This is a genomic window from Gordonia sp. JH63, assembly GCF_009856645.1.
GTDB classification, from domain to species: domain Bacteria; phylum Actinomycetota; class Actinomycetes; order Mycobacteriales; family Mycobacteriaceae; genus Gordonia; species Gordonia hongkongensis.
The window spans coordinates 802,666-815,014 of record NZ_CP047235.1 but is presented as its reverse complement, the minus strand read 5'-3'; the positions used below and the strand labels follow the sequence as shown (position 1 = coordinate 815,014).

The following is a 12,349-nucleotide window of genomic DNA, read 5'->3' as shown; positions in this document are numbered from 1 at the left end:
TAGGGGATGCGTGCGACGACGGCAGAGGCAGGCGGGCCGACGGCCTGTCTACAGCGTCGCCATCGCCGCGATCGGATCCGCGTAGATGACGCTGAGCGCCACCACGACCGCCGCGCTCTCCTGCACGCGCACACCGAATCTCGACGGCGCGATCTCCAGCGGCCAGGTCAGCGTGGTCGCCTCGTCGAAGGCCGCCTGCACCGGCGCGAGCCCGTGCGGGTGTGCGGCGAACGCGTCGCCGGCCACGACGATGGCATCGGGGTTGATCACATCCCGGATGAGCGCGACCGACTCTCCCAGCACCCGGGCCCGCTCGTCGGCGATCCGAGCGGCCGTGGGGCTGATCCTCAGCCGACGCGCCGCGACCTCCGCGGCGTCGTTGCCGATGACGTTCTGCAACCGGCCCCGGGTGAGCCCGGGGGCGAGCACCGGAGCCGTGACCGGCAGATGCGCGATGGTGCCCGCGCCACGCTCCGGTACGTGCACGCGGCCGTCGAGAGTCATTGCCATCCCGGCCGTTTCGCGGGCGTAGAAGAACAGCCCGGAACCCCCGTCGTCGCGCGGATGCGACAGGAGCAACTCGGCGGCCGCCATCGCCTCGACGTGCTCACAGACCGACACCGGCGTGTCGAGGCTCCCGGCAAGTGTTGCGCCCACGGCGAGTTGATGCCAGCCCAGGACCCGGTGGTTCACCACCCCGGTCTCGGCATCGACCGCGCCACCGACCGCGACACCTCCCCACAGCACCCGCCGCCCGCTGAACCGGGCGGCGAGTTCGGCGAGCAGTCCGCTGAGGTGCGCGAGCGCGTCCTCCTGATCGCCGGTCGGCGTCAGCACGGCGTGACTGTGCAGTGTGCGGCCGCCGAGGTCGGCGATGACGAGCACGGTCCGGCGGGCGCCGATGTGCATACCCGCGACGCACAGCGAGTCGCGGTCGATGGTCAGCGGATTCTTGGGCCGGCCAATCGCTTTCGGCCCGGCGAGATCGGGGCGTTCGACGACCAGACCGTGAGCGGCCAGCGCGTGCACCTGACGGTTGATGGTGGCCGGCGACAGACCCGTCGTCGCGGCGAGCTGATCCCGCGTCACCGGTCCGCCGACCCGGATCGCATGCAGTACCGCCGCCGCCGGGGTGGAGGTCAGTTGCAGCGCCGCCGGGATCACTCCCCCACTCATGCGACGAATGTAGCAGCGCGGTCCGTAAGGTTGAGCCCATGAGCACCGACACCGCCTCCCAGTCGACGGACAACCGACCGATCGCCGTGGTCACCGGCGCCAGTTCGGGGATCGGCGCGGCCACCGCGCGTCAGCTCGCCTCGCAGGGCTTCCACGTGATGCTGGGGGCGCGCCGGATCGATCGGGTGACCGCACTGGCCGACGAGATCGGCGGCACCGGAAGGCAACTCGACGTCACCGACGAGCAGTCCGTGGCCGCCTTCGTCGACGGCCTCGACACGGTGCACGTGCTGGTGAACAACGCCGGTGGCGCCAAGGGTCTCGACCCGGTGTCAACCGCCGACCTCGACGACTGGCGCTGGATGTGGGAGACCAACGTGCTGGGGAGCCTGCGGGTCACCAAGGCGTTGCTTCCCGCGCTCATCGCGTCGGGTGACGGCCTGATCGTCTCCGTCACCTCGATCGCGGCGTTCGAGGCCTACGACAACGGCGCCGGGTACACCTCGGCGAAGCACGCGCAGGGTGTCACCCACCGGACCCTGCGCTATGAACTCCTCGGGAAGCCGGTCCGGCTCACCGAGATCGCGCCGGGCATGGTCGAGACCGACTTCTCCCTCGTCCGCTTCGAGGGCGACCAGGAACGCGCCGACAAGGTCTATGAGGGCCTGACCCCGCTCGTCGCCGAGGACGTGGCCGAGGTCATCGGGTTCGTCGCGTCCCGGCCGCCGCACGTGAACCTGGACCAGATCATCCTCAAGCCGCGCGATCAGGCCTCGGCCCGGCGGAACATCAAGACCGGCTAGCGGCTAGCGCGGGGCCGGGGCGTTCGAGGTGGGCGCCCCGCTGGGCGTGGCCGGGACCGAGGTCTCGCGGACCTCGCCTTTGATGGCCGACATGCCCTGCCAGGTCTCCCAGTCGTAGATCCAGTCGTAGATGTCGCCGTCGGCCTCCGACAACGCGATCCGCGTCCCGGTCACCTCCACCGGGTCGCCGTAGACCGCGACCCGGAAGTAGCGTTCGGCGTCGGCCTCCGACAGGTTGATGCATCCGTTGGTGACGTTTGCCGATCCCTGCACGTTCACGGTCGCCGGGTTCGCGTGGATGAACTCGCCGTTGTTGGAGATCCGCACGGCCCAGCGTTCCCGGATGTTGAAGTAACCCGCGGCCGGGTTGCTCATGAAGAACTCTTCGTACTTCTCGGTGACCACGTGGATGCCCGAGCGCGTGACGTTCCGGTCGAGGTCGCCGCCGCCGTAGCTGCACGGCAGCGCCATGAGTTCGACACCGTCGCGGAGCACCACGATCCGGTGCGAGGACTCCTCGGCCTTCACCACCTGGGCCCGCCCGATGGCGAAGTCGCTGGTCACGTCGGCCGCGCCGTACGCGCCGCCGCCGTGGTCGAGGCCGTACAGCTTGGCTGTCATGCTGACCTTCGTGCCGGGTGCGTAGTACTCGCGGGGGCGCCAGTGCACGCGGGAGCCGTTGTCCTCGCCGAGCCACGCCCACGACCCCTCGGTGGGTGGTGTGGTGGTGACGGTCAGCGCCCGCTCCACGGCCTCCTTGTCCTCGACCGTCCCGTTGAACTTCAGAATGATCGGCGCCGCTATGCCGACCTCCTGACCGTCGCCGATGTTGACGACGACGTTCACCTGACTCGACGGCTGCAGCGTGGTGAACGTCCCGGCGACCGGCACGACCTTGCGATCGAGACCCACCGCCGTTCCGCTCCAGGTGTATTCGGTGCCGTAACCGAGGGGCTCGCTGATCGTGTAGGTCGTGCGGTCCTCTGACAACTGACCCTTCACCACGACGCCGCGCGGGTTGGTCAGCTTCACGTCGGGGTTGAGGGAACCGTCGGTCGCCTTGACCGAGAACTCGGCGGTCGGGGTGGCCGGCTCGGCATCGAGGGCCGGGGTGAAGGTCAGGGTGACCGGCGGGTCGGCCGGTGTGTCGTCTCCGGGGCCGAGGCCGGAGCCGGAGCAGGCCGCCACCGCGACCCCGAGCGCTCCGACCCCGGCCGCGGCGAGCACGGAGCGTCGGTTCACCGAGGTCTGGGGAGTCATCACCGCAACAACAGTACCGATGCGCCGCCGCGCATCGGTGGTGTGCGGCCGCGGGGCAGGTGGTCAGACGTCCGGGGCGTCGTCGTCGCGCGCCGCGGGTCCGGTTCGCACGGACGGCAGGTGCGCGCGCTCGCCGGCGTGGTCCATCATCGACAGCACCTCCGCCGGGCCCTGATACGCGCAGATGGCGTGCGGGATCATCGTCGAGAATTCCGCGGCGTCACCCTCGGGCACGAGGATCGTGCGGTCGCCCAGCCACAGCCTCACGGTTCCCGACAGCACCGTGAACCATTCGTAGCCCGGATGGACGCGCAGGTCACCGACGGGTTGCTCGCGGTCGAACCGCATCTTCGCCACGGTGACACCCTGTGGGGCATTCTCCCGCGAGAGCAGCCACATCGTCATGCCCTCCACCTCGTGCGGCTGGGGCCGGATCACGACATCGGTGTCGTCCGCCGGTTCGACCAGCTGATCCAGGGTCGTGCCCAGCGCGCGGGCGATCGGCACGAGCTGGTCGAGCGCCACCCGCCGATGCCCGGTCTCGATCCGACTCAGTGTGGACGGCGACAGATAGCACCGGGCGGCGAGCGCGTCGAGCGTCCAGCCCCTGGCGATGCGGAGGCCGCGGATGCGCTGGCGGACCACCGCGTCGAGTTCTTGCGTCATTGGCAAGATGCTATGCCATCCAGGCATGGCGGCGCTACCGTGAGGTCATGACCAGCACGCACCATCCCCATCCGACCGGCGGACATCACGAGCACGCGAACCACACCGACCACCACAACCACGCCCGGCTCGCCGCGGTCCTCGACCTCGACGCCGAGCTCATGGCCGACTACCTCGAGGACGCCTCCCGTCTCGTCGAGGAGACCCTGGGGCGCGTACCCGCGCGCATCGCCGATCTCGGGGCGGGGACCGGCACCGGCACCGAGGCGCTCGCCCGCCGCTTCCCACAGGCCTCGATCCTGGCGGTCGACGGGTCGTCCGACATGGTCGCGCTCGTCGAACGACGCGCACGGGAGGGCGGTTTCGACGATCGGGTGACCGCCGTCGTCGCCGATCTCGACGACGGACTGCCGCCGCTCGGAACGCCCGACGTCGTGTGGGCGGCGATGTCGCTGCATCACGTCGCCGATCCGCAGCGCCTGTTGCGGGAGGCCGCCACCTCGCTCGGACCGGACGGCATCGTCGTGATCACCGAGATGGCGGGCGTCCCGCGTTTCGTCCCTGCTCACGAGGACGCCGAACTGCTCGGGCTGCAGGACCGCTGTCAGACCGCGGCCGCCGGGGCCGGGTGGGAGGCGCTCGTGGACTGGACCGACGCGTTTCACGACGTCGACTACGAGGTACTCCGCGCGGAGACCGTCCACGTCCGGCGCAGCGACCCGAGCCAGTCGGTCGCGCGGTACGCCCGGCACTGGTTCGCCCAGTTCCGGCATCGCTTGGCCGACACCCTCGATCCCGCCGACCTCGCCCTGCTCGACGACTTGACCGAGGCAGACGCGCGGAATCGTCTCGATGACCTGACCCTCGCCGCCGGACGACTCCTCTGGATCGCCCGGCCGCGCACCTCCCCCATTCCCACCCCCGAGAGCGAGCAACGATGACCAACTCCTCATCCGCCCAGAAAGACTCCCTCACAACCGAATACGACGTGGCCATCGTCGGCGGCGGAGCTGCCGGACTCAGCGCCGCGACCGTCCTCGCGCGATCACTGCGCAAGGTCGTGGTCATCGACGCGGGGCAACCGCGCAACGCACCGGCGGCCGGCGCCCACAATGTGCTGGGGCAGGACGGGATCGCACCCCTGGAGCTACTCGCCCGCGGCCGGGCGGAGGCGACGGGATACGGCGCCGAGATCCGTTCCGGCACAGTCGTCGACGCGGCCGGCACCGTCGACGACTTCACCCTGCGGCTGTCCTCCGGCGAGGTCGTCGCGGCCCGTCGCCTCATCCTGGCGACCGGCCTGGTCGACGAACTCCCCGACCTCCCCGGCGTCGCGGAGTTGTGGGGACACGATGTGCTGCACTGCCCGTACTGCCACGGCTACGAGGTCCGCGGAACACGCATCGTGCAGATCGCGACGAGCCCGATGTCGGCGCATCAGGCACTGATGTTCCGCCAGCTCAGCGACCGGGTGACCGTGGTCGCGCACGATCCCGACGCCCTGTCGGACGACGACCGGTCGCACTTCGCCGCGGTCGGCATCGACATCGTCGACGCCCGCGTCGAGCGCGTCCGGACGCGCGCGGAGAACGGTTCTGCCCACCTCGACGGCGTGCTCCTGACCGACGGCACCGTGGTCGAGGCCGACGCGGTGGTCGTCTCGCCGCGATTCATCGTCCGCGGCGACCTCTACGAGCGACTCGGCGGCACCCTCGACGACGGCCCGATGGGCGGGTTGGTCGGGACCGGCCCGATGGGCGAGACCGCGTTGCCGGGCGTGTGGGCAGTGGGCAACACCACCACCGTGCATGCGATGGTGACCGTCGCCATGGGCGAGGGCGTGTCCGCCGGTGCCGCGGTCAACGCCAGCCTGGTCATGGCCGACCTCGACGCCAAGGTCTCCGCCCTGGCGTGACCGATGCCGGTCCGCAGATCCGCGGCCGGCCGCCTACTCGGGGAATCCGTCGAGCACGGCGGCCGACGCGGACAGCCCGAGCCGGGTCGCCCCCCCGGCGATGAGCTCAGCGGCCGCCTCGGCGGTCCGAATGCCACCGCTCGCCTTGACTCCCACCCGGTCGCTCACCGCGGCGCGCATCAGTCGCACCGCCTCGACGCTCGCGCCGCCCGCCGGATGGAACCCGGTCGACGTCTTCACCATCGACGCACCGGCCCGCTCGGCGCGGCGGCACACCTCGGTGACGGTGTCAGGCCCGGCGAACTGCAACAGCGCGGCCGATTCGATGATCACCTTCAGGAGGGTGTCGTCGCCGACGGCCTCCCGGACGGTCAGGACGTCGGCGAACACCTCGTCGAACCGGCCGTCGACGGCCGCACCCACATCGATCACCATGTCGATCTCGTCGGCCCCGGAGTCGACGGCCAGACGCGCCTCGGCCGCCTTGACCAGCGAGTGATGTTTCCCTGACGGGAACCCGGCCACGACACAGGTCCGCAGTTCCCCGGTGTCGATCGGCAACATCGACGGCGAGAGGCAGACGGCGAGCACCCCGAGTCGTGCGGCCTCGGCGACCGTGGCCTCCGCGTCGGCCCGGGTCGCCTCGGGTTTGAGCAAGGTGTGGTCGATGATGGCGGCGACGTCGCGGCGTCGCAGGTCCTTGTTCGTCACACCGACGAGCTTGGCACACTGACTGTCGTGGCCCCCGCACAGACGATCCCGACAGACCAGACCGAGCGCCGCTACGTGCTGACGCTCGGCTGCCCCGACCGCACCGGCATCGTGGCGCGGATCTCGACCTTCCTCACCGATGTCGGGGGCTGGATCACCGAGGCGGCCTATCACTCCGACGAGGAGACCGGGTGGTTCTTCACCCGCCAGGCCATCCGCGCGGATTCGGTGTCGTCGACCGCGGACGAACTTCGCGTGCGCTTCGCATCGGAGGTGGCCGCCGAACTCGGACCCGAAACGGATTGGCGCCTCACCGATTCGCGGGAGACGAAGTCCGTGGTCCTCCTGGTGAGCAAGGAGACCCACTGTCTCATCGACCTGCTCGGACGTGCACATCGTGGAGAACTGCCGGCGGCCATCCGGGCGGTCGTCGGCAACCACCGCGAACTGGAAGACCTGGCCACTCGGTTCGGCATCCCGTTCCACCATGTGCCGTTCGCGAGCGAGCGCAAGGCCGAGGCCTTCGGCGAGCTGGGGCGGATCGTCGAGGGTTATGACCCCGACGCCGTGGTGCTCGCGCGCTTCATGCAGATCCTGCCGCCTCAGCTGTGCGATGCGTGGGCCGGGCGGGCCATCAACATCCACCACAGCTTCCTGCCCAGCTTCGTTGGTGCGCGGCCCTACCACCAGGCCTTCGCGCGCGGGGTCAAGCTGATCGGAGCCACCTGCCACTACGTCACCGCCGACCTGGACGCCGGACCCATCATCGAACAAGACGTGGTCCGCGTGGACCACAGCGACTCGGTCGCCGACATGGTCCGCCAGGGTCGCGACATCGAGACGCTGGTGCTCAGCCGAGGCCTGCGCTGGCATCTCGAGGACCGGGTACTGGTCCACGGGCGCAAGACCGTCGTCTTCAATTGAGGGCCCCACACAGCGAACCGCCCCGCGACTTCCGTCGCGGGGCGGTTGCAAAGTCTGGGCACTCAGCCGGCGGGGGTCTCTTCCTCGCCACCGAGCGAACCGGTGACCAGGTTGCCGATGATCTCCTCGATAGCGCCGGAGATGCCACCCTCGATTGCGTCAGACATATCTGCTCCCTTCGTCATCGGTGAGATTGTTCGTCGATCACCGTCCGCTCTCACCCGTGCGTCGGCTCGACGCCGACGTTACATATTCATTTCGGGAATGTCTCCCCTATCAGCGAAACCCGCCTTCGCATATCGCAACAATCGGACCCACGAAAACAGCGTCATCCCAGCTGAAAGCGCAACATTGCCCGAATTGAAATCATGGGAAATCGAATGTGAACACCCTTGAAATGCATCGAAAATGCAAGGTGCGGGTGCCTGCGTCGAATCTTGACTCGGCCCAGAAACAGTTCAGCAGTTGATGCCGTCGGGGCCATCAACTGCTGAACCGGTGGTGAGTCGGGTCGATTCAGGTCTCCGAATCGCTGCCACCGAGCGAACCGCCGCCGATCGAACCCGCGTCACCGAGCCCGCCGATGATCGCCTCGACGGCACCTCCGATCGCACCCGCGAGACCGCCCTCGACTATGCCTGCCATATCCGCCTCCTCTGATGATGGTGAGATGCCTGAGTGCCGGTCGCGCGTCTCACCTGGTCACACGACTCGGGGGCGACGTTACAGACCGATCACGGAATCGTCCTGCGATATGAATAATTCTTGGTTTGGGTTCTCAAATGCCGTTCTAAACACCACATGAATCTCGCGCGGAATTCACCCGACCGGGAACATTCGCGGGGATTTCATGGTGGCATTGATCAATGGTCAGCATTCACGCGACCGGGACCGGATCACGGTCGTTGACGGCCGCCGACCGCCCGCTCGCACTCGACCTTCTCGCGGCGGGAATGCAGGAGGTCCCGGTCTATCGATGGCTTCTGGGCGAGAACTCCCCGCCCGAAGTGTTCCGGTGGTACGGCGACGTCCTCTTCACCGATCTGCTGCCGGGCCTGCGGGGTCTGTTCGCCACCACCGGGGAATTGACCGGACTGATCGCGGTGGCGGGCCCCGATCATCGGACCCAACCGGTCGACGACGAACTCGCGAACCGTACACGCCATTTCATGACCGCCCTCGATGGTTTGATTCCACGATTCCGCGAACTCCAGGAGAAATCGCGCGCGCTCACGATTGATACCGCGCACAGCATCGTGTTCGCCCTCGTCCACCCGGCCCATCGAAGGAACGGCACTCTCGCGGCAATGCTCGAACCCGTCCTGCAAGAGGCCCTCGGCGCGGGGTCGCCGGTCACCGCCAGCACGGCCGACGCCCACATGGTCGACGTGTACGCACGGAAGTGGGGCGGCCGGGTCTACGGAGAGTTCACGCTGACCGACGGTCCGACGGTCTGGTTCCTGACCGTCGACCCGCCGCCGGCGGTCTGAGTCCCGGTCAGACCGAGCAACCGCCCGACTGGCTCTGCGACGAGGTGCCGGTCATCTCACTGGTCAGCTGCACGTCCGAACCGCTGATGGCGAACTCGAGTCCGCTGTCGGTCACCTCGAGCGAGTCGACCTGCACCTCGTCGAAGAACGGGCCGAGCGACGACGTCGTGATCTGGTCGACGATCTGCTGCGCGAAGTCCGGCGGGATGCCGAAGACCAGGGCGCTGGCCTTCACGACCTCGAAGTCGACCCGGCCGTCGTTCAGCACCGGTTTGATGGTCGCCGACACCGGCACCTGGAAGACCATGACCGGGAAGGCGGCCTGCACCTCGAAGGTGCCGTCGGCCGCATTGCCGGTGATCTGCTCGACCGCGCCGACGCCACCGGTCGGGGTGCCGGTGCTCTGACCGGATGCCCCGGCCTGCTCCTTGCTGAGTTCGACGATCCGCTCGTAGGGGATGAAACCCGTGCCGTCGAGACTCTGGATGTCGGTGGAGTTCTCGGTGCCCGAGATGCCGTCGGCACGCATGTGCAGACGGACGCCCCCGGCGCTGTCATCGGTGTCGACCTGTACGAACGGGATGTCGCCGCTGCCCTGCAGGAGGATCGGCTTACGGCTGAGCGACACCTCGGTCGGCACGCCGGTCAGTCCGCTGAAGGATTCCTCGAGACAGTTGGTGACCTTGTTGCGCAGGTACAGCTCGCTGCCGACCGCGGCGATGACCGCGAGGAGCAGCACACCGACGACGCTGAAGGCGACGATCTTGCGGGTGCTCCGCTTCTTGCGCGGGGAGGTGAGGACCGGCCCGCTACCGGTGCCGTCGGGCGATCCCGGCGGAATCGGTCCCGAGGCGGTCGTCCCAGGCCCGTACGGGTCCTCGCCGGGCGCGAACTGCGAGGTGGGGGGCTTGGCACCGCCGATGGCACCGGTGTCGGCATCGGACGGCGGGATGGCCGAGTAGGCCTGCGCTCCCGGGACGATCGGTTCGGTCGCGAACTGCTCAGTGGCGGGCGGCTCGCCCTGTTCGGTGCCGGACACCGGACGCCATTCGCCGCCCTGGCCCGTCGAGGTCGGCTCACCGGTCGCGGGATCGGGATCGCCGGGGTTGTTCGTGTTCGGATCGTGCTTGCCGGTTGCGTCGGCGGGGTCCCCGGATGAGGAATCGGGGCGGGGCGTGTTGCTGTCGCTCATGGGTTCCGTCCTGGGTCGTCTGACTCGCGGAGCCGCGTGTGGGCCGGCGTCACGTCGTTGTCCGTCTCGCCGCCGACCGGCAGTGGGCGCTCGTTGGCGAGGACTGCCAGTTGCGTACGGGCTTGGTCGACCAGTGCTAGGTCGAGGTCGTGCACGTCCACCCGGATGCTATCCGGATACGCGGCGACCAACGTACCGAATGGGTCTGTGATTTGGCTGTGTCCGATTCCGGTCGGCGCGCTCGACGACGCGGCCGCGTCGTCGGTGGGAAACGCCTGGTCGACGGCCACGACGAAGGTCGTCGAGTCCAGCGCTCGGGCCGAGGCCAGCACCTCCCACTGACGGAGTTTGCCCGGTCCGGAACCCCACGACGTGGGTACCACGATCACCTGGGCGCCCCTCCGTGCGAGGTGGGTGAACAAGGCGGGGAATCGGATGTCGTAGCAGGTGGCCACGCCGACGGTGACGTCGCCGACCGCGAAGGTCAGCGGCTCCGCTCCGGCGGCCACATTCTTCGACTCGGTGAATCCGAAGGCGTCGTAGAGATGGATCTTGTGGTACCCGCGGCGTGTCCCGTCCGGGTGTGCTACGACGACGGTGTTGCGGACCCGGCCGTCGCCGGCGGGTGTGAACATCCCGGCCACCACCGTGACGTCCGACGCCGCGGCGACTTCGGACACCCCGCGCGCCCACGGACCGTCGAGATCCTCGGCGACCGGCTTCAGCGGCACCCCGAACCGGCACATCGTGGCCTCGGGGAAGACGACGAGCTCGGCGCCGCGTGACGCCGCGTCGGCGGTGGCCGCACGCACCGTCTCGAGGTTGGCGGTGGGGTCGTCGGTCGAACTGATCTGGGCCATCGCGACACGCATGACGGCCACATTATCCAGCCGGTGCGACGGTCTCCCAGGGAACCGTGAGCACGTTGTCGGACAGGCGGCGCCGCGGCACCTCGCAGTCGACCCCACGGTCGCGCAGCAGACCGACCGCATGCACCCACCGGGCGCGCGGGCCGTACGGCGCCAGCGGCGCGGCGATGTCCCAGCACTGATCGGCCAGGGCCAGCAGCGTATGGATCCGCTCGCCCGGCACGTTGCGATGGATCAGCGCCTTGGGCAGTCGCTCGGCCAGGTCCGACGGACGGTCCGAATGCTCCGGCGCCCAGCTGAGGGTCAAGCTCACCGGCCCGTCGGCGTCGAGCAGGACCCAGCTGCACCGTCGGCCGATCTCATCGCACGTGCCCTCGACGATGACCCCGCCCGGCGCAAGCGCGGAGCGCATTCGTGCCCATGCGTCGTCGACCTCGTTCTCGTCATACTGGCGCAGGACGTTGAACGCACGCACCACGCGCGGCCGCAGGCCGCCCAGCTCGAAGCCGCCGAGCCCGAACCGCACGCCGGCGCGGGGCTCGACCACGCGGGCGGGGTCGATCTCGAGACCGACCATCTCCAGATCCGGGGCGACCGCGCGGAGCCGTTCGGCCATCTCGACGGTCGTGTCCGGACGCGCACCGTAGCCGAGGTCGACGACCAGCGGCCGGGGCACGTCCAGGGCGGCACGCACCCGCGGGGAGTGGACCATCCACCGGTCCACCCGCCGGAGCCGGTTGATGTTCGTCGTGCCCCGGGTGACCCGGCCCTGCGGTCTGTGCTCGATGCGCTCGGACCTGACGGACGGGCGGCCGGCTCGGATCACAAGTTCTTGTCGACCCAGTCCTTGGCGTACTCGGCCTCGGCGCGGAACAGGTCGACGAGGTTGATCAGGATCATCTGCTCGAGCTTGCCGTTGACGAACGGGACGAAGACCTTCGCCTCACTGGTCCGGCGGATCGTGCAGCCACCGTTCTCGGTGGGGAACAGCTCCTGCCAGCCGTTGAGGCTGCCCGGTCCCGCCGGGATCGAGGCGTTGTAGGTGCCCTTGGTGTTGTCCGGGTCGAACGGGCCCAGGGTCTCCTCGCGGGTGATGACCATGTCCTTTTTCATCACCGTCTGCGCGAGCGCGGGCAGCTGGTCGCGCCCGATCGTCTGCTTGAGGACCACCCGGATACCCGTCTCGTCGGAGACGAAGGAATCGACCTCGCAATGCGGGGAGATCATCTGGAAGCCCGCCATCATGTCGTCCCAGTACTGCTTGATGCTCTGGGCCTGGTAGAGCTTCTCCGCGGACTGCGTGTACCGAGCGGAGTAGCTGAGCCGTCGTGCCATGCAGACCA

The 12,349-nt window shown here is 69.0% G+C and carries 14 protein-coding genes; 5 read left to right on the top strand and 9 right to left on the bottom strand.

The window, feature by feature from the left end; translation table 11 throughout:
- Positions 1 to 48 precede the first annotated feature (48 nt).
- The gene (locus GR168_RS03695) at positions 49 to 1,176 is read right to left on the bottom strand and encodes an ROK family transcriptional regulator (protein WP_159370054.1); all 1,128 of its coding nucleotides are present in this window, start codon (positions 1,174 to 1,176) and stop codon (positions 49 to 51) included.
- A gap of 38 nt (positions 1,177 to 1,214) precedes the next feature.
- On the opposite strand from GR168_RS03695, the gene GR168_RS03690 reads away from it, so the two are divergent.
- Complete coding sequence (locus tag GR168_RS03690) at positions 1,215 to 1,979, top strand: SDR family NAD(P)-dependent oxidoreductase (protein WP_159370053.1); 765 nt, start codon at positions 1,215 to 1,217, stop codon at positions 1,977 to 1,979.
- A gap of 3 nt (positions 1,980 to 1,982) precedes the next feature.
- On the opposite strand, the gene GR168_RS03685 is transcribed toward GR168_RS03690, so the two are convergent.
- Positions 1,983 to 3,239: an Ig-like domain-containing protein gene (locus GR168_RS03685; protein WP_065631520.1), complete on the bottom strand. Its 1,257-nt coding sequence runs from the start codon at positions 3,237 to 3,239 to the stop codon at positions 1,983 to 1,985.
- A gap of 63 nt (positions 3,240 to 3,302) precedes the next feature.
- Positions 3,303 to 3,905, bottom strand: a complete 603-nt coding sequence (locus GR168_RS03680; RefSeq protein WP_065631521.1) for an XRE family transcriptional regulator — start codon at positions 3,903 to 3,905, stop codon at positions 3,303 to 3,305.
- 47 nt (positions 3,906 to 3,952) lie between these two features.
- Here GR168_RS03680 and GR168_RS03675 point away from each other — a divergent pair, with 47 nt between their 5' ends.
- Together GR168_RS03675 and GR168_RS03670 are read left to right on the top strand one after the other, a co-directional pair.
- Positions 3,953 to 4,846, top strand: a complete 894-nt coding sequence (locus GR168_RS03675; protein WP_065631522.1) for a class I SAM-dependent methyltransferase — start codon at positions 3,953 to 3,955, stop codon at positions 4,844 to 4,846.
- Entirely contained in the window at positions 4,843 to 5,820 is a 978-nt protein-coding gene (locus GR168_RS03670; RefSeq protein WP_065631523.1) for an NAD(P)/FAD-dependent oxidoreductase, read from the top strand. Before GR168_RS03675 ends, GR168_RS03670 begins: the two co-directional genes overlap by 4 nt.
- Before the next feature lie 33 nt (positions 5,821 to 5,853).
- Here the strand turns inward: GR168_RS03670 and deoC are convergent, their stop codons facing one another.
- A complete protein-coding gene (deoC, locus tag GR168_RS03665) occupies positions 5,854 to 6,531 on the bottom strand; it encodes a deoxyribose-phosphate aldolase (protein ID WP_175401153.1) in 678 nt (225 codons plus the stop codon).
- 27 nt (positions 6,532 to 6,558) lie between these two features.
- Between deoC and purU the strand changes: the two genes are divergently transcribed.
- On the top strand, positions 6,559 to 7,455 hold the full coding sequence (gene purU / locus GR168_RS03660) for a formyltetrahydrofolate deformylase (protein ID WP_159370052.1): 897 nt from the start codon (positions 6,559 to 6,561) through the stop codon (positions 7,453 to 7,455).
- 516 nt (positions 7,456 to 7,971) lie between these two features.
- On the opposite strand, the gene GR168_RS24140 is transcribed toward purU, so the two are convergent.
- Positions 7,972 to 8,100, bottom strand: coding sequence for a hypothetical protein (locus tag GR168_RS24140; RefSeq protein ID WP_264186680.1), 129 nt, complete (start codon positions 8,098 to 8,100; stop codon positions 7,972 to 7,974).
- A gap of 221 nt (positions 8,101 to 8,321) precedes the next feature.
- On the opposite strand from GR168_RS24140, the gene GR168_RS03655 reads away from it, so the two are divergent.
- On the top strand, positions 8,322 to 8,945 hold the full coding sequence (locus GR168_RS03655) for a hypothetical protein (protein WP_159370051.1): 624 nt from the start codon (positions 8,322 to 8,324) through the stop codon (positions 8,943 to 8,945).
- A 7-nt stretch (positions 8,946 to 8,952) separates the two neighbouring features.
- Here the strand turns inward: GR168_RS03655 and GR168_RS03650 are convergent, their stop codons facing one another.
- The 4 genes from GR168_RS03650 to GR168_RS03635 all read right to left on the bottom strand — a co-directional run bounded on the left by GR168_RS03650 (position 8,953) and on the right by GR168_RS03635 (position 12,341).
- The gene (locus GR168_RS03650; RefSeq protein WP_058251264.1) at positions 8,953 to 10,137 is read right to left on the bottom strand and encodes a DUF2993 domain-containing protein; all 1,185 of its coding nucleotides are present in this window, start codon (positions 10,135 to 10,137) and stop codon (positions 8,953 to 8,955) included.
- Complete coding sequence (locus tag GR168_RS03645; RefSeq protein WP_159370050.1) at positions 10,134 to 11,009, bottom strand: carbon-nitrogen hydrolase family protein; 876 nt, start codon at positions 11,007 to 11,009, stop codon at positions 10,134 to 10,136. The genes GR168_RS03650 and GR168_RS03645 overlap by 4 nt, the downstream gene beginning before the upstream one ends.
- A gap of 10 nt (positions 11,010 to 11,019) precedes the next feature.
- A complete protein-coding gene (locus GR168_RS03640; RefSeq protein ID WP_226512403.1) occupies positions 11,020 to 11,718 on the bottom strand; it encodes a class I SAM-dependent methyltransferase in 699 nt (232 codons plus the stop codon).
- Positions 11,719 to 11,828: 110 nt separating this feature from the next.
- Complete coding sequence (locus GR168_RS03635) at positions 11,829 to 12,341, bottom strand: DUF2505 domain-containing protein (protein WP_058251265.1); 513 nt, start codon at positions 12,339 to 12,341, stop codon at positions 11,829 to 11,831.
- Positions 12,342 to 12,349 lie beyond the last annotated feature (8 nt).